Source organism: Streptomyces sp. NPDC101165 (assembly GCF_044768135.1).
Taxonomy (GTDB): domain Bacteria; phylum Actinomycetota; class Actinomycetes; order Streptomycetales; family Streptomycetaceae; genus Streptomyces.
On the sequence record NZ_JBIWPG010000018.1, the window covers coordinates 57,391 to 73,866 of the forward strand.

Below are 16,476 nucleotides of genomic sequence, written 5' to 3' on the forward strand. Positions count from 1 at the left end.
AAGACTGGCGGAGGGCCTCGCGGAAGAGGTTGCCGTCTGCGAGGGCGAGCTGGGGCGGCGGCTGCTGGAGGCTCGGGGGGTCGGCTTCGCCTTCTCTGGTGGCGGCGCACTGGTGGTGGCGGGAGGCCGAGAGACCGGTGACGTGCTGCGAGTCGCCGTTGGCAGAGGACGCCGGGTGCCGTCACCGCTTCCGTCCTGGACGCCCTTTCGGGCCGGGTGCGTGGTCGCACGCTCCGGTGAAGCCTGTGGATCGGGAACGCGGACCCCGGGCTCTTCGGGTGCCGACTGTTCTGGGATCGAGGCTGCCCGTGGGGCCGTCGACTGGGGAAACAGCGATGCGGTGGCCAGGCCTCCGAGAAGAGCGAAGGCGGCTGCGGCGAGAGACCGGACGGCATATTTCTTCAGCCGCGCCGGACGGTCACACCGGTCAGTCGACAGGTCCTCCGAGACAGTCGGTGGCCCGGGAAGGGGCGACCCGGATGAGCTCGGTCCCTCGCTCAAGCAGACCTCCGGCATCGCGGCCTCGACGGCCGGAGCACCGCCTCTCCGATCGCTCAGCTGTGCCATGCCGTGGTCGTATGCCCCACACTCAGGGCAGGTTACGGCGCCGTTGAGCGTACGGCTGCACGGGACGCAGTAGTCCATGAAGCGACCGTTCTCAGTTCTTGAGTTGACGGGAGCAAAGGTGCACCCGATCCGGGCAGCAGTGAGTGGTGGGGAGACGCCGCTCGGTTTGTTTCGGACCGATCTTTGACATGTACGAACCTCACTTACCGGTCTGCAGGTGGGTCACCGGTTACTGGGCTCAACGGGGCGCGTCGAGTGAGTGCTCACCTGCAGGCTGAAAAGTGGGATATGTAACTCCGCTGGAAGGGATGTTGATGACCGGGAGGGCGCGGCAGCCTCGGTGTACGAGCCGAACGGTTGCAGCTCGATCCGGGCCGAGTGCTGCTCACTTCCCACGGCTCGACGTCCGATGCGCGCGACTTCTTCGCTCCTGCGATGTCCTGGGGCGGGGTGGTCAGGCGGAGGAGAGTCCCCCGGGCAGCAGCAACCGCACCGCGGCCACAACCGGTCGTCTTGGGCGGCCGCCGCGCCGGCTCCCACCTTTGAGACCTGTCAGACCGCGGAAAGGCACCCCGGAATTGAGCACTTACCGGCAAGGAGGTGAGGCGCGCCAGGCTGCCGGGCCTGGCGCGGCGACAGCGGTCGCACCAGCGTCGACGCTGCGGAACACCACCCTGGTCACGCAGCATGCGGCCAGGTTGTGAGCACCCTGTGCCGGCCTGCCCAACGGTGATGCTGTTGCCCCGCCCCACCCCGGAAGTGACGGTGATGGTGGTGCCGGTCTTGTTCACCAGCGTCGTGGTGAGACCGGGCGCATTGCTCTCCGGTGTGACGGCCGGTGTGCGGCCAGGGGCCGGCACCCCTGTTCTTCGATTACCGGATCGACCGCGAGCAGCAGTTCTTGCCAACTGCCTCGCATGGGCGGAGGGCCCAGTGGGAGATCGTGAAGGCGATCGCCACGGGATGGGAGCGGTCATGCCATGGGCTACGGCGCTGCACGCCAGGCGCGGACGCGGTGACGGTCCACAGTTCGGCGAATTCGGGGCTCTGCAGGACGAGATGTGCGGCTGTGCCACCGCTCAGGTTCTGAATGAGGCGTGGGTTACATACCGGCCGCAGGATGAAGACAAAGCCGCGCAGCCTACGTATTGCCTCCCTGAGAAGAAGAAGACGGAAACCCGCCACCGGGGCGCCCTGCGCAGAAGCCCTCGCAGTGATCACCACCCCCGCACCTGGGCTCCTGACCGCCGCTGATGAAAGAAATGGACCGTCAGAAACAAGACAGCTGAGGAGGACTCGGTGGGTCACAACGACGCCAACCCCGAGCGGACTCCCGGCTCGGTCCCTGACCTCGCGCAAGAGATCAGGGACTCCTTCCAAGCCGTGCTGGACGCTTTGGATGCCGCACGCGCCGACCTCCTGCGCGACGAGAACCAGGAACACTCCGAGGGCCCGTCTCAGCCCCAGAGCCGCCACGGTCACCCGACCGAGGATGCCCGCTTTCCCCAGCCGACCTCGTCCCCGCCGCCCCCGGCATCCTCCACATCCGGCCGGGCACTGCCAGTCAGACGTGTGCCGTCAGGAACGCAATCAGAGCGTCCCGGGCCCCACCGCCCAACTGCCATTGAATCGCTGCCGACTGGTGTCCCGCGCCAGGACACCCCGCAGGCTTTCGTGGCGGAGCCACCGGGGCTGCCCAGCGGGCTGGAGGCCATCCCGCCCCCGTCGATGGAAAAGCCGCCGACGGCTGATAGACCGGGCCCGGGGGCTGCCGCACCAGCCGTGCCTCATCCAACTCCGGCTCCATGGCAGGAAAGCGCGCCGAGCAGGAGTCCCTGGCCGGGCGCCTCTTGGTCGGACGTCCCCCACTGTCCTGCCGTCCCGCTCGACCAGCCCGACACCACGCCCTTGAAGGAATCTGCGCCATCCGCCCGCGCACACGGGAGGAAGGCCGGCGGCAGATGGAGGCGATTCACCGGCCGCAGGGACCTACGAATCACCGGAATCTTCGGGCTGGGCGCGGCGAGCGGATTGATCCTCGCCACTTGCCTATTGACCTACCACAACGCCGACCCTGCGACCTCCTCTTCGCCTCCCCGGCACATGAAATCCCCACTGCCGGGGGCTCCCGCGCCGAAGGACCCCTATCCCCCGACTGCAGGGCAGTCGAACCGCCCACAGCCCGGCACACCAGACCCGCCGCTCCCCGAAATCCCGGGCACGGGCGCCCTGCGCCAAGGCGACAGCGGCCATGGCGTCTACGAGTTGCAGGTACGTCTCCTGCAGATACCCGGCATCTACGACGGTGGGCCGATCGACGGCCGCTACGACGCGGAGGTCCGAGCGGCAGTGACCCTGTTTCAGAAGCGGTACAGGATCCGCGGCGATGAGACCGGGGTCTACGGCGACAACACACGTTTCGCCCTCACGCTGCGGACCAAATAACCAGCGCCAGAAGGTCGACGCCCTGTCATGGGTGATCGACCTCAACGGCGTCGGTATCGCACTGCCGTGGCTGCGCGCATGGCACAAGTTCGGCCGACCCGGACGACCGCCGATGGACTGGGTCGCGTACACGCCCGAGCGTGTACTCGCCATGGCGCAAGCGCTGCTGAACATCGCGAAAGCCCAAAAGCCCGGATACGCCGACCTCATGATCGCGGCCGACGACGACAAGCTGCCAGTGGCGGCCGAGACTGATCTCGACGGCGGGGTTCCCCGCTCCCCTGTCCCTGGTCCTGGAAGCGGGTCCCGGGTTCCTACTGGACGTCGACGAAGTCGCTGGCAGACGTCGCGGTGCCGGTGGCCTTGGTGCCCGCGTAGGAGAGGCGGTAGTACCCGTCACTCGTCGCGGTCGTGGTGGCCGTCACCGCTCCGCCGGAGCCGCTGGTGACGGTCTTGAGGGTCGTGTACGTGCTGGTGCCCGACTTGCGGTACTGGAGCTTCACCGACACGTTGCTCAGGCCCGCGTACGCATGGGTCTCCCAGTTGGCGCGGGTGAGCGTGCCCTTGACCGTGATGGTCCGGCCATGGACCACCGGCTCGGGCGAGGCATCCGCGGTCAGCGTGGTGTTGCGCTTGATGTGCACGGAGCCGGCGTAGCCGTCGCTGACGGAACCGCTCGGGCGGCCGTACGCGATGGCGTACGCGTGCCAGGTGCCCGCATAGGAGTTCGTGGTCATGTCAACCTTCGGCGTCACGGTGAAGTGGACCGTGCACGTCGACGTCTGGGCATCGGCCGCCACGCATGAGCCCGATCCCTCCTCGGCGGGCACCAGAACGCCGTCCCTGCCCTGGTCATCGAAGGAGGTGCCGTGCCACAGGGCGACCCAGCCGCCGGTGACGCCGTCCGGGTCGGTCGCGGTCACCGTGGCGGTGAACGACTTCTTGGCGGAGGTGCCGAGGACGATGTCCTTGCCCCCGTTGACGACGACCTTCGTGATCGTCGTGTCGTCACTGGTCATAGGCCCCGCGTGCGCCTGCGCGGCGGCGGGAGACACCAGAGCCGAAGAGAGAACCAGGGCGGCGGACAGAGCGGCGACCGAAGCGCGTATGAGCATATGCATCCCCACGGTGAGAAGAAGGGCCCCCGCGGGACGTTTCCCGACAAGTGCCCATGGGCGGACGCATCGTACAGATTCTTTCGAAGCTCAGCAGCAGCCCTCTACAGCTGCCGTATCAGACGTGGCTGCAGCATCGCCAGGAGTCGGCGTCCTCGACCGGCGCCTGAGTCGTTTCTGTTGGCTCATGGCCGATGACGTGGCAGACCTGAAGCTCAGCGTGGACATCGACCTCACTCGATGGAGACGACGGGCAGTGCTGCAGCGCCACTGCGCTCCCGGACTCCGGCACGTATCTCATGGCAGGCCATGTCACTTGGGGAGTCCGCGGTAGCAGATGAAGGCGACTGCGAGCGTGATGAAGGTCAGGAAAGTGGTCGGGCTTGCGCTCGTGTCGAAAGCACCGCTCCCACAACCGGTCCGGCACCGTCCACCATGATTATCAACCTCCTGAACGGCCTTCCGTCCTGGAGTTCTGCCGCCATTCACCGACGCCGCTCTGTTTGTGAAGAAAACGCGGGGGCACATGGGCGATACCACGACAGCGGGATACGCCCTACGGGGAAGCGCTCTTCCGTGACTTCCGACGAGAGGGCCAGGGACGCATTCAAGAAGTCATCGGAGGTGAGAGCATCCGCTCCATGGAGAATGGAGATGGTCGGGCGGCTCGGTGGTGGGCGGCGCTGCGCCGGGTGCCGGTCGCCGTCTGGGACGACGACGTAACGGACTGGGCCGCTGCGCTGACCTATTACGCGATGCTGGCCCTGTTCCCACTGCTGCTGGTAATCCTCTCGATCCTGGGTCTCACCGTGCCCACAGCCAAGCCGGAGGTCATCGACCGCATGTCGCAGGCCGCCCCGGTCGCGTCCCGCGCTCTGCTGCGCAGCGCCCTGCAGCAAATGGCCGGACAGTCGTCAACGGCATGGACGCTGGTCTTTCTCGGAGGTTTGGCAGCCCTGTGGTCAGGTTCCAGCTATCTCAGTGTCTTCCGCCGGGCGTTGCACGCCATGCATCGGATCGATGCGCACCGGCCGGTCTGGCGAACCGCTCCGCGCATCATCGCCACAGCCCTCGTCCTGATCACCCTGCTGCTGACGTCAACCCTGGCGTTGTTCCTCACCGGCAACCTGGCCCGGCGTCTGGGCCGTGCACTGAATCTGGGGATCGGGCCGCAGGCCGCCTGGGACGCACTCCGATGGCCGGTCGCGGCCGCGGTTGCCGTCGCCCTGGTGCTCGTCCTGTACCACTCGGGCCCTGCCTCCTCCCGCCCCGTGCGGAAGATGGCGCCGGGCGGCATGCTGGCGGTGGTGCTCCTGTTGAGCGTCTCGCTCGGATTCGCTGCCTACACCTCGCACGTCAGCACCTACCACCGTCTGTATGGATCACTGGCCGGCGTCGTGATCTTCCTGATCTGGCTGTGGCTGTCCAATCTGGCCCTTCTCGTGGGCGCGCAATTCAACGCAGAGTTGGCGAAGCCCGCTCATGGGGAAGGAACCGATCGTCCGTCACCTGCGGCGCCGCGCCCCTAGCTGACGGCCGCTACAGGCACCACGACACGCACGTGCCGACCCCGCCCCCACCGTGAGGGGACCGCTCGGGGCGGGTGCTTGGCGCGGTCGGCTGGTCGTGCCACGCACCCGCCGCTTGCGCTCCGGTTCCCCGGGCAGGGCGATGGAATATCGGTTGTTCCTGCACCATCCGGATCTGCGGCTGCGGGGTCCGCTCTACCGGCAGGACCCCGCGAGATGCAGTTACATCCGACATCTCCTCCGCTCCGCGAGGACACCGGGTCACCATCCGGCTGCCGGGCTGCCGGCCGTCAGGTGGTGCTGAGCATGCCTGCGCGCAGGCGTGTCAGGAGACGGGAGGTCAGGCGGGAGACGTGCATCTGGGAGATGCCGAGACGTTCGCCGATCTGGGCCTGGGTGAGTTCCTCGACGAAGCGCCAGTGGATGATCTTGCGGTCACGCTCGTCGAGTTCGGCGATCATCGGGGCGAGGGCGTGGAAGTCCTCGACCAGGCCGAAGGCGGCGTCCTCGTCACCGATGAAGTCCGCCAGCGCGGACTCGCCCTCCTCGCTGCCGCCCAGCGCCGCGTCCAGGGAGGCCGACTTGTAGCCGTTCGAGGCGAGTTGGGCCTCGACAACCTCGTCCTCCGGAAGGCTCATCAGCTCGGAAAGTTCTTCGGTCGTCGGTGCCCGGCCCAGCCGGCTGCGCAGTTCCTCGTCGGCACGGGCGAGTTGGACGCGTGCCTCCTGCAGCCGACGCGGCACGTGCACGGCCCAGGAGGTGTCGCGGAAGAACCGCTTGATCTCACCGACGATGTAGGGAATGGCGAAGGTGGTGAACTCCACCTCCCTCGTCAGCTCGAACCGGTCGATGGCCTTGATCAGGCCGATCATGCCTACCTGGACAATGTCCTCCATCTGCTCCGGACCCCGGCTGCGGAACCGGCCGGCGGCGAAGCGGACCAGTGACATGTTCATCTCGATGAGCGTGTTGCGCGCGTACTGGTGCTCGGGCGTGCCCTCCTCCAGCGTCGCGAGCTGCCCGAAGAACAGCCTCGACAACTCCCGCGCATCCTTGGGCGCGACCTGCGAAGGATCGGCGATCTCCGGCACGCCCACCTGCTCGGCAGTCTGCACGGTCGTCGTCGCCATGATGTGCCCCTCCCCATCAATCAGTCTTGGCTCAGCCAGTCCATGCTCCAGCAAGCACCCGCATACCCCGTGCGCGGACCAGCACTCCTGTGACCTCCGCCGGTCGACTCGGTGGGAACCTCGTTGGGGCCGCAGAGTCGACGTCCCGGCCGACACGATCGCCCATCTCAGGGCCTCGATGCCGCGCCGCCGGAGCGTTCGGCTTCCCGTTCGTAGCGGTATCGACGGTCATGGTGGTGCGCGGCCTGAACAACGAGGCGGCTCCTGACCCCACCCGGATCAGCATTGGGGAAAGTTGAGAGCGAGACCGCCGCGGGCGGTTTCCTTGTACTTGGTACTCATGTCGGCGCCGGTGTCGCGCATGGCGCTGATGACGCTGTCCAGAGGGATCAGGTGTCGTCCGTCGCCATGAAGGGCCAGGCGCGCCGCGGCGATGGCCTTGGCGCTGGCGATGGCGTTGCGTTCGATGCAGGGGATCTGGACGAGTCCGGAGACGGGATCGCAGGTCATGCCGAGATGATGTTCGAGGGCGATTTCCGCGGCGGCTTCGACCTGGGCGGGGGTCCCGCCCATGAGTTCGGTCAGACCCGCGGCGGCCATGGCGGCAGCGGTACCCACCTCTCCTTGGCAGCCCACTTCGGCACCGGAGATGGAGGCATTGCGTTTGACGATGATGCCGATGGCGGCAGCGGTGAGCAGGAAGCGGACGGTGCTGTCGTCGTCCGTGCCGGGTATGAACTGGTGGCAGTAGTGCAGGACGGCCGGGATGATGCCGGCGGCACCGTTGGTGGGCGCGGTGACGACGCGTCCCCCAGCGGCGTTCTCCTCATTCACCGCCAAGGCGTAGAGCGCAACCCAGTCCATGGCCGTCAGCGGGTCGGCCGGGTCGGTCTGCTTGCGGAGACGCCGGTACAGGGCGGGGGCGCGACGGGGCACGTTCAGCCCGCCGGGCAGGGTGCCCTCGTTACGGCAGCCGCGCCGGACGCAGTCGCGCATGACGTTCCAGATGTGCAGGAGCCGGTCGCGGACTTCGGATTCCGATTGCCATGCGGTCTCGTTGGCCAACATCAGTTCGCTGATGGGGCGTTCACCGACCAGGGCGAGTAGCTGCTCGGCGTTGGCGAACCGGCAAGGGGAGACGCCGGGTTTGTGGTCGGGGGTGTCGGACGGGTCGTCGAGCAGAAAGCCGCCTCCGATCGAGTAGTAGGTCTGGCTGTCGAGGACGATCCCGCGGCGGTCGAAGGCACTGAGAGTCAGGGCGTTGGGATGGGCCGGCAGGGTCCTGTCCCGGTGGAATCTGATGTTGAACGCGGCGGCATTCGATCCCGGCAGCCGGATCCGGCGCTCCGCAGAGAACTGACGGAACCGCTCGTCGGAGGTGGTGACGTCGACTGTTTCGGGCTGCTCACCCGCCAGTCCGAGCAGGACGGCCTTGTCGGTGCCATGACCGATGCCGGTGGCGGCCAAGGAGCCGTACAACTCGATGTCGATGGCGGCGACCTCGGCCAGCACGTCCCCCTTGCCGAGCCCGTGGACAAAACGGTGGCCGGCGCGCATCGGAGCCACCGTATGTGAGCTGGAGGGGCCGATGCCGATGGTGAAGAGGGCGAATGTACTGATCACAGAAGCTCCATGCGGCTGGATGAAGGAGAGCGCGGCGGCGGGGCACTTCTGGAAATGTGTACTCCCGGAAAACCCGGTGGGGTGGCACACGATGGCCACTGACGCATACGGGCGTATTCCTCTTCCTCTCGCTATGGCACCGACCACATACTCACCGGTTATATGGCGCCCCACGGACCGGGCGTGCCACGATGCCGCGCACCAACTCGCCCTGGAGGAACGGGAGTACGAGCGTTCCTTCCGAGCAGGTGAATGGTCCCCCGTTCTCACTGGGAGGTGCTCCAATGGCCGACGAGGACCTGCGGACTCATTTGTGTCGTCTTGGGCTGACCCGCCGACAGGCGGAGATCTATATGGCTCTGCTTGCCCTCGGTCCCTGTAAACGAGAGAGTCTGGCCGAGGACCTGGGACACGACCGCGGCGACCGGAGGAACGGGAGCCCCGACGAAGAAACTCGGAACCAGAATCAGGATCAGGACCCCTGTCTGGAGCGGGAGTTGGCTCAACTCCGCAAGCTGGGCCTGATCACCGTCTCCGGGACCGACGTCCGTGAACATGTGCCGGTCGAACCGACCATTGCGCTGGAATACCTGGCGCACGCCCGCACGGCCGAACTCCGCCAGTCACACCAGGCCGCCGTCAACGCCTATCGTGGCTACCGGCGCTCCGTCAGCCCACAGGCCACCGACAACCTGGTCGAGGTCGTCACCGGTCCATCCATCGCCGAACGCATCTGGAACATCGAAGAAGCAGCCGAGAGTCAGGTCCTGCGCTTCGACTCGCCGCCGTATCACACCCACGGCAGCGCCAATCCGATCGAGGTCGAGAAGCTCAAGAACGGTGTCGAGTACCGGGTCGTCTACTCCAAATCCGCGGTGGAGAATTCTGCCTACTACAGCATCAACATCCAGCCCTGCATAGCCGCCGGGGAACATGCCCGTGTCCTTCCGACCGTCCCCGTGAAGCTGACCATCTTCGACCACCGCCTGGCCATCGTGTCGATGTCCTTCGTCGAGGCCGAAGTCAACGACTCGCTGCTCATAGTCCACCCTTCCAGCCTGCTGTCGGCGCTGACGGGGCTGTTCGAGACCTCATGGCGGACGGCTCTGCCCATGCATCTGAACGAACGCGTGCCATCGGCACTCAGCCCGATGCATCGCCGCATCCTGGAGCTGCTGGCCACCGGCGTGACCGATGACACCATCGCCGAACTGCTGGGCGTGAGCCGCCGCACGCTGTCCCGCCATCTGGAGCAGCTCAACACCCGTGCCGGATCACTCACCCGGTTCCAGATGGCCCTGCACGCGACCCGTAGCGGATGGCTCTGATCCGCAGTGGACCGCTGATCGGGGCGGGCATCATCACGCCTCCGCCGCAAGCATCCGCAGCAGGAGCCGAACGCCGGCCCGAGTGAGCGACCAGCGAGCCGAGTCGTACGCAGCTCCGCCGGCGGCCACATCAATGCCGGCGGCGTCGGGTGCCGGGTGGGCCCCTGGCGGCCGTACGGGCAGTACTGCCCAGCAGCGCTTCCCGGCCGGCAGGCTTTCGCTGCCGTGGAGCAGGCACAGCGCGTCGACGAGCGTGAGGCCGCGTCCACCTTCGTCATCGTGATCCGCCGCCCTCGGCCGAGGCACTTCGGTGCTGCCGTCGACGACCTCGATCACCACGAGCCCGCCTTCCAGCGCGACGCCGACGGTCAGCGGGCCGTACGCGTGACGGATCGCGTTGGTGAGCAACTCCGTTGCCACCAGCTCCAGATGAAAGCGCACCTCCTCGTCCGACCGCACGTCCCACATCCGTACGGCGGCCGAGATCCGGTGGCGTGCCGCACGGACCGCCGCTGGGGTTGCCTCGAGAGCGAAACGGATCCGATGGCGGGACATGGCACATCTCCTCGGGAGCACGGCTCGTTTGCTTCACTCCTATCCGCCCCCGGTCCGCGAGGGTGGCCAGCCGTCGCTGATGGCATCGGATGGTCACAGGAGCGAGCATCGTCGTCCGGATGTCACGGATCGCACTCGCGCCCTTCTGCGCCACTGGCGACACGTCGTCACCGCGCGGGCCCGACTGGCGGTACACCGGTTCGCACTTGGATCCCGGAGGACCTCCCATCCCCCCTCTCTCCCTGGAGCCGACGTGCGCCCATCTGCCCGAATAGCCGCTCTCGCCGCCCTGGTGGTCACCGCCGCCCTGTCCACACAGGTCTCCCACGCGGCCGGCGCGAAGACACCGTCCGGCGGCGAGATCCGCACCACGGCCGACGCCGTCGCTGGGCGGTACATCGTGGTCCTCAAGGACACGGCCACCGCTCCCGTGCGGGACACGGCCCTGCGGCTCGCCCGCGCCCACTCCGCCAGAATCCGGCACACCTACAGCACCGTGCTGCACGGGTACGCCGCCGAGATGACACCGGAACAGGCACGTGCCACGGCCGCCGACCCTCGCGTGGCCTACGTGGAGCAGGACGCGGAGCTGCACGGCTCCGCCACGCAGAACAACCCGCCGTCCTGGGGCCTGGACCGCGTCGACCAGCGCAACCTCCCCCTCGACAAGAGCTACACATACCCCACGACCGCGAGCAACGTCACCGTCTACCTCGTCGACAGCGGACTTCGTACCACCCACAAGCAGTTCGAGGGCCGCGCCTCCATCGGCGTGGACGAGGTGGGCGACGGCCGCAACGGACAGGACTGCATGGGCCACGGCACCCATGTGGCCGGAACGGTCGGCGGCAAGGACTACGGCGTCGCCAAGGGGGTCAAGCTCGTCGCCGTGCGTGTCCTGACCTGCAACGATTCCGCGAGCACCTCGTCCATCATCGCCGCCGCCGACTGGATCACCGCACACGCTGCCAAGCCGGCCGTGGTCAACATGAGCATCAACGGCTCACGCAGCAGCAGCGAGGACGACGCGATCAAGAAGTCCATCGCCTCAGGCGTCACCTGGGTCGTCTCCTCCGGCAACAACGGCAAGGACGCCTGCAACAACTCACCCGGGGACATCACCTCGGCGATCGTGGTCAACAACGCCGATTCCAACGACACCCGGCGCTCCAGCTCCAACTTCGGCCGCTGCACCGACCTGTTCGCCCCCGGCACCGGCATCGTCTCGGCGTGGAACAGCAGCGACACGGCCACCCACACGCTGTCCGGCACCTCCATGGCGGCTCCCCACGTCACCGGTGCCGCCGCGCTGTGGCTCTCCGCCCACCCGAACGCCACGCCCGCGGATGTGCAGACGGCGCTGACCAACAGCGCCACGCCCGACAAGATCCGCGACGCGGGCAGCAACACCCCCAACCGCCTGCTGTACACGGGCAGCACCGCTGCCGGTGCCGGCAGGTAACCCCACCGTCCCCACCAATCACCACAAGGAGGGTTACACGATGCGTCTTTCCCGCATCGCCCCACTGCTGTGCGCACCCGCGCTGGCTCTCCTGGCCATGCACGTGCTCCCGGTGAAGTCGGCGGAGCATGCCCACAACGGCTCCGCGACCAAGCCGGTCGCCTCGGCGATCCCGCAGTACGACCACGTGGTCATCGCCATGTTCGAGAACAAGAACTACACGTCCGTCAAGGGCAGTTCCAGCGCCACCTATCTCAACTCCCTCGCGTCCCAGGGAACGCTGTTCACCAGCTCCTTCGGCCTGACCCACCCCAGCCAGCCCAACTACATCGGACTGTTCTCCGGCTCCCAGCAGGGCGTCACGAACGACGACTGTCCCAAGTCGTTCCGGACCGGCAACCTGGGGCAGCAGCTCCTGGACGCCCACAAGACCTTCAAGGGCTACTCCGAAGCCCTGCCCAAGGCCGGCTCCACCGACTGCAAGAGCGGCAAGTACCGGCGCAAGCACGCCCCCTGGGCGGACTTCCCCACCGTGAGCGGCTCCGCGTACAACGTGCCGTTCTCCTCGTTCCCGAGCGACTTCACGAAGCTGCCGACGGTGTCGTTCGTCATCCCCGACATGTGCAACGACATGCACGACTGCTCGATCGGCACCGGTGACTCCTGGCTCAAGAAGCACATGGACTCGTACATCCAGTGGGCCAAGACCCACAACAGCCTGTTCGTCGCGACCTTCGACGAGGACAACTTCACCAGCGTCAACCAGATCTACACGGTCATGGCCGGCGCCCACGTGAAGGCGGGCCACCAGTCCAGCACGCAGATCAACCACTACAACGTGCTGCGCACCCTGGAGGACATGTACGGGCTGCCCGCCCTCGGCAACGCCGCGAACAAGTCCGCGATCACCGACGCCTGGGACACCTCCTCGGCCGCCTCCGCCAAGGGCTGACCCAGCCCGACGCGAACCCGCCGGCGGCCGGACCCCACACCTGATTCCGGCCGCCGGCTCCTCCCCCGCCGCCCCGAGGAAGCGAGCACGGCCGTGTATCTGTCCACCATCGACCGACCGCCGAAAGACCGCCCCGACCGAGGCCGGCGCGCCGGCCCGGCCTCGGTCGGGGCCACCGTCCTGGCACTGGGGACGGTGAGCCTGCTCACCGATGTCTCCGCGGAGATGGTCACGGCCGTCCTCCCGCTCTACCTCGTCCTCACCCTGCACATGAGTCCGGCGGCGTACGGCATGGTCGACGGCCTGTACACGGGCGCGACCGCCCTGCTGCGACTGGTCGGCGGCTTCATCGCCGACCGCTTCCGCAGGCGCAAACCCGTGGCCGCAGTCGGCTACGGTGTCTCGGCGCTGGCCAAGCTGGGCCTCGTCGCCGCCGGCTCCTCGGTGCCGGCCCTCGGCGCGGTCATCGTCGCCGACCGCACCGGAAAGGGGCTGCGTACGGCCCCGCGCGACGCGCTCATCACACTGTCCGTCCCCGAACCGCTGCTGGGCAGGGCGTTCGGGGTCCACCGCGCCATGGACAGCGCGGGCGCGTTCGCCGGGCCGTTGGCCGCGCTCGGCGTGCTGGCGGCCGTGGGAACGGTCACCCCGGCCGCCTTCAACGCACTGTTCCTCACCAGTTTCTGCGTGGCCGCAGCCGGACTGCTGGCCCTGGCGTTCCTGGTCCGCGACCACCGCGACAAGCGCCCGTCGGCCGCGCCCGTCACCCTGCGCGCCGCCGCCGGACTCCTTCGCGAGGCACCCGTCCGCAGACTCCTGTACGCCGCCGGGCTCCTGGGGCTGGCCAGCATCGGCGACGGCTTCGTCTATCTGCTGCTGATGCAGCGCCACACCGTGACGACCGGCTGGTTCCCGCTCCTGGCCGTGGGCACGAACCTGGTGTACCTGCTGCTCGCCACTCCCCTCGGTGCGCTCGCCGACCGGTTCGGCCGCCGCACGGTGCTGCTGTCCGGTTACGGCGCGCTGGTGGCCGTATATCTGCTGCTGGGCAGCCCGTTGGACGGGATGCCGCTGGGCGTCGCGGTGCTCTGCTGCCACGGCGCCTTCTACGCCGCCACGGACGGAGTCCTGATGGCCCTGGCCGGCCCCGCCCTCCCCGCCGACCTGCGTACCACCGGCCTGGCCTGCGTGCAGACCGTCCAGGCCCTGGCCTACTTCGCCTCCTCCGTGGCCTTCGGGGCCGCCTGGGCGAACTGGGGAGGCACCACCGCGGCCTGGGCCGCCGCGGGCGCCGCCACCATCGCGGCCACGGCGACCGCCACCCTGCTTCCGCGCCCCACGATCGAGAAGGAATCGGTCACGTCATGAGCAAGCGCAACACCCGGCTCCTCACCGCGATCATCATCCTGGGCCATCTGGCTGCGCTGGCCGCCCTGGCAGCCCTGGCCATCCTGGACGCCCGGGACGCCGGTGCGTCCTCGCGGTCGGCGGCGACGGGCACCGTCTCGCTCGCCCCCGGGCCACGTCTGCTGGCCCGCAGCACGGCTGCGGACAGCCAAGGCCGTCTGGTCGCCGTACCGGCGAACGCCCCGGGCGGGAAAAGGGTGGTGTCGGCGCTGTCGTGCAGCAGGCTCTACGCGGCCGGGGGCACGGGCCTGTGCCTGCGCCTCGACCCGGGGCTGACGACCTACCAGCTCGTGGTGCTCGACCGGCATCTCAAGCCCACCCGTGAGATACCCCTGGTCGGAGTGCCCAACCGGGCCAGGGTCTCGCCCAGCGGACGGCTGGTCGCCTGGACGGTGTTCGTCGCCGGTGACTCCTACAACGGAGGGCGGTTCTCCACCCGAGTCGGCATCCTCGACACCCGTACTCAGGAGCTCACCCCGACGTTGGAGGACTGGAAGGTCACCGTGTCGGGCAAGCCGTACAAGGCCAGGGACCTCAACTTCTGGGGCGTCACCTTCACCGCCGACGACCGCCGCTTCTACGCGACCATGTCCACCTCCGGCCACCGCTACCTGGTCCTGGGCGACCTGGCCACCCACCGCCTGCGCACGGTCAGGGACAACGTCGAGTGCCCCTCCCTCTCCCCGGACGGCACCCGCATCGCCTTCAAGTCGGCCGTCGACGGCGACCCGCACCACGGGTGGCGGCTCTCGGTCCTCGACCTGGCCACCCACCGGGTCACTCCGCTCGCCGAGACCCGCAGCGTGGACGACCAGGCCGCGTGGCTCGACGAGCACTCCGTCGCCTACTCGCTGCCCCGGGGACGGGGCCACGCCGACGTCTGGAGTGTGCCCGCCGACGGTACCGGCACCCCTCGCCGGATCATCCCCGACGCGGAGTCGCCCGCCGCGCTCGACCCCGCTCCGCACAACCGCTGACCCCGGCGGAGCCGCAGCGTCCGCGCCCGCGCCCCGGTTAGGTACCGGCCTGCGTGATTGCACCGATGCCGAGGCGGCACGGGGTGCGACAGGCTTACCGGTGCTGCACCGAAACGACCTGTACTGGTCAGGAAGTTCCGCACCGTGCGGGCGGTGCGCGGTGGGAGGCAGAGTGGCTCAAGTCGTACGTGCTCACCATGTCGGCGCGGTCCGGGCGTTCGCGGAGCGCTTGCTGGCGTCGGTGATCGATGACGCGCCGGTGCGGGCGGCGAACGGTGATTTCGCCTGCTCGCCCATCGGTCTGTGGCTCGCGCTGTCGGCCGTTGCCGCGGGGGCCCGGTCACAGACGGCGCAGGAACTGCATGAACTGCTCGGTGCGGCCGGCGCGGAGGCCGCCTCCGCCGCCACCGAGGTGGCCGCCCGACTGTCGGAAACGGAAGGGCTGGCGGTCGCGACGGGCGTGTGGTCACGGATCCCGGTCTACCGGGATTTCCGGGACGATCTGCCGGACATCAGCTTCGGTCACCTGGACCCCGCCAACCCTTCGGCGATCAATGCCTGGGTGCGGAGAGCGACCGGCGGACTCTTCCGTGAGCTGCCGGACTGCCCGGACGAGGACGACCTGCTCCTGCTCGTCAACGCGCTGACGGTGGAAGGCAAGTGGGCATCCGGGTTCAAGCAGCAGAACACCGCCGACCGGACCTTCACCGACGCCCGGGGCGTCGAGCACCTCGTCCCGACCATGGCCAAGACGCTGCCGGGGCCACAGTGCGCCTGGACGGTGGAAGACCCCTCCGGCAGCGCCGCGGACGAGGTGGATGTGGTGGCGCTGCTCTGCGAGGCGGAGTCCGGTCGGCTGCCGCTGCAGGTGAGTCTCGTGCTGGGAGCGCCGGACCGGGGCCCCGCGGAAGTCCTGCCCGCCGCCTGGGCCCCGCACGAGCACCGACGGCCGGTCGACGCGGACGAGGTGACCATCGCCCTCCCGCGGCTCCACCTGCGTACGCGTCTGGAGGCGGAGCGGCACCTCGCCCCGCTCGGCGCGCCCTTGTCCGTGTCCGCTCGCGCCGACTTCTCCGGCATGTCTCCCGAACCGCTCCGTATCGCCGGGGTCACCCAGGAATCGGTACTCAGGATGGATGAGGAGGGTGTGCGAGCGGCGGCCGTGACGCAGGTCCGGAAGAGCACCCGGAGCGTCTCGGGCCGCGTGCCGCGGACCAGGCACAGAGCGTTCGACAGGCCGTTCGGCCTCGTACTCTTCGCCGGTAGCAGCGGACTGCCCCTGTTCGCCGCGTGGCAGGCCTCCGCGCCCCGGTCGCCTCATTCCTGACATGGAGCGACGAGTCGTGAAGGGAGTCCGGTCGGCGCGGTGTTCGCGCCCCTCCGGCT

12 protein-coding genes are annotated in these 16,476 nt (G+C 68.4%); 8 read left to right on the forward strand and 4 right to left on the reverse strand.

Annotation, left to right across the window (positions count from 1 at the left end; genetic code table 11):
• Nucleotides 1-2,670 precede the first annotated feature (2,670 nt).
• On the forward strand, nucleotides 2,671-3,012 hold the full coding sequence (locus tag ACIRVH_RS32995) for a peptidoglycan-binding protein (RefSeq protein WP_403960864.1): 342 nt from the start codon (nucleotides 2,671-2,673) through the stop codon (nucleotides 3,010-3,012).
• Between the two features lie 314 nt (nucleotides 3,013-3,326).
• Here the strand turns inward: ACIRVH_RS32995 and ACIRVH_RS33000 are convergent, their stop codons facing one another.
• Nucleotides 3,327-4,031, reverse strand: coding sequence for a calcium-binding protein (locus ACIRVH_RS33000; protein ID WP_403960867.1), 705 nt, complete (start codon nucleotides 4,029-4,031; stop codon nucleotides 3,327-3,329).
• A gap of 737 nt (nucleotides 4,032-4,768) precedes the next feature.
• Between ACIRVH_RS33000 and ACIRVH_RS33005 the strand changes: the two genes are divergently transcribed.
• Nucleotides 4,769-5,656 carry a YihY/virulence factor BrkB family protein gene (locus tag ACIRVH_RS33005; protein ID WP_403960870.1) on the forward strand — a complete coding sequence of 296 codons (888 nt, stop codon included), beginning with the start codon at nucleotides 4,769-4,771 and terminating at the stop codon, nucleotides 5,654-5,656.
• A gap of 290 nt (nucleotides 5,657-5,946) precedes the next feature.
• Here the strand turns inward: ACIRVH_RS33005 and ACIRVH_RS33010 are convergent, their stop codons facing one another.
• On the reverse strand, nucleotides 5,947-6,786 hold the full coding sequence (locus tag ACIRVH_RS33010) for an RNA polymerase sigma factor SigF (protein WP_403960873.1): 840 nt from the start codon (nucleotides 6,784-6,786) through the stop codon (nucleotides 5,947-5,949).
• Nucleotides 6,787-7,065: 279 nt separating this feature from the next.
• Entirely contained in the window at nucleotides 7,066-8,430 is a 1,365-nt protein-coding gene (locus ACIRVH_RS33015; protein WP_403961214.1) for an L-serine ammonia-lyase, read from the reverse strand.
• 263 nt (nucleotides 8,431-8,693) lie between these two features.
• Here ACIRVH_RS33015 and ACIRVH_RS33020 point away from each other — a divergent pair, with 263 nt between their 5' ends.
• Nucleotides 8,694-9,737: a helix-turn-helix domain-containing protein gene (locus ACIRVH_RS33020; protein WP_403960876.1), complete on the forward strand. Its 1,044-nt coding sequence runs from the start codon at nucleotides 8,694-8,696 to the stop codon at nucleotides 9,735-9,737.
• Between the two features lie 33 nt (nucleotides 9,738-9,770).
• Here ACIRVH_RS33020 and ACIRVH_RS33025 read toward each other — a convergent pair whose 3' ends face one another.
• The gene (locus tag ACIRVH_RS33025; protein WP_403960879.1) at nucleotides 9,771-10,292 is read right to left on the reverse strand and encodes an ATP-binding protein; all 522 of its coding nucleotides are present in this window, start codon (nucleotides 10,290-10,292) and stop codon (nucleotides 9,771-9,773) included.
• Nucleotides 10,293-10,545: 253 nt separating this feature from the next.
• Here ACIRVH_RS33025 and ACIRVH_RS33030 point away from each other — a divergent pair, with 253 nt between their 5' ends.
• The 5 genes from ACIRVH_RS33030 to ACIRVH_RS33050 all read left to right on the forward strand — a co-directional run bounded on the left by ACIRVH_RS33030 (nucleotide 10,546) and on the right by ACIRVH_RS33050 (nucleotide 16,417).
• Nucleotides 10,546-11,754, forward strand: a complete 1,209-nt coding sequence (locus ACIRVH_RS33030) for a S8 family peptidase (protein ID WP_403960882.1) — start codon at nucleotides 10,546-10,548, stop codon at nucleotides 11,752-11,754.
• A 40-nt stretch (nucleotides 11,755-11,794) separates the two neighbouring features.
• A complete protein-coding gene (locus tag ACIRVH_RS33035; protein WP_403960885.1) occupies nucleotides 11,795-12,706 on the forward strand; it encodes an alkaline phosphatase family protein in 912 nt (303 codons plus the stop codon).
• Between the two features lie 93 nt (nucleotides 12,707-12,799).
• Nucleotides 12,800-14,074 (forward strand): MFS transporter, encoded by a 1,275-nt coding sequence (locus tag ACIRVH_RS33040; protein ID WP_403960888.1) that lies wholly within the window; start codon nucleotides 12,800-12,802, stop codon nucleotides 14,072-14,074.
• Nucleotides 14,071-15,090, forward strand: a complete 1,020-nt coding sequence (locus tag ACIRVH_RS33045; RefSeq protein ID WP_403960890.1) for a TolB family protein — start codon at nucleotides 14,071-14,073, stop codon at nucleotides 15,088-15,090. The genes ACIRVH_RS33040 and ACIRVH_RS33045 overlap by 4 nt, the downstream gene beginning before the upstream one ends.
• A 172-nt stretch (nucleotides 15,091-15,262) precedes the next feature.
• Nucleotides 15,263-16,417, forward strand: coding sequence for a serpin family protein (locus ACIRVH_RS33050; protein WP_403960893.1), 1,155 nt, complete (start codon nucleotides 15,263-15,265; stop codon nucleotides 16,415-16,417).
• Nucleotides 16,418-16,476 lie beyond the last annotated feature (59 nt).

What these genes read in the sequence shown, in the direction of transcription:
- ACIRVH_RS33045 (WP_403960890.1), top strand. Translation starts at nt 14,071, where the DNA reads ATGAGCAAGCGCAACACCCGGCTCCTCACCGCGATCATCATCCTGGGC.
- ACIRVH_RS33035 (WP_403960885.1), top strand. Translation starts at nt 11,795, where the DNA reads ATGCGTCTTTCCCGCATCGCCCCACTGCTGTGCGCACCCGCGCTGGCT.
- ACIRVH_RS32995 (WP_403960864.1), top strand. Translation starts at nt 2,671, where the DNA reads ATGAAATCCCCACTGCCGGGGGCTCCCGCGCCGAAGGACCCCTATCCC.
- ACIRVH_RS33010 (WP_403960873.1), bottom strand. Translation starts at nt 6,786, where the DNA reads ATGGCGACGACGACCGTGCAGACTGCCGAGCAGGTGGGCGTGCCGGAG.
- ACIRVH_RS33000 (WP_403960867.1), bottom strand. Translation starts at nt 4,031, where the DNA reads ATGACCAGTGACGACACGACGATCACGAAGGTCGTCGTCAACGGGGGC.
- ACIRVH_RS33025 (WP_403960879.1), bottom strand. Translation starts at nt 10,292, where the DNA reads ATGTCCCGCCATCGGATCCGTTTCGCTCTCGAGGCAACCCCAGCGGCG.
- ACIRVH_RS33005 (WP_403960870.1), top strand. Translation starts at nt 4,769, where the DNA reads ATGGAGAATGGAGATGGTCGGGCGGCTCGGTGGTGGGCGGCGCTGCGC.
- ACIRVH_RS33020 (WP_403960876.1), top strand. Translation starts at nt 8,694, where the DNA reads ATGGCCGACGAGGACCTGCGGACTCATTTGTGTCGTCTTGGGCTGACC.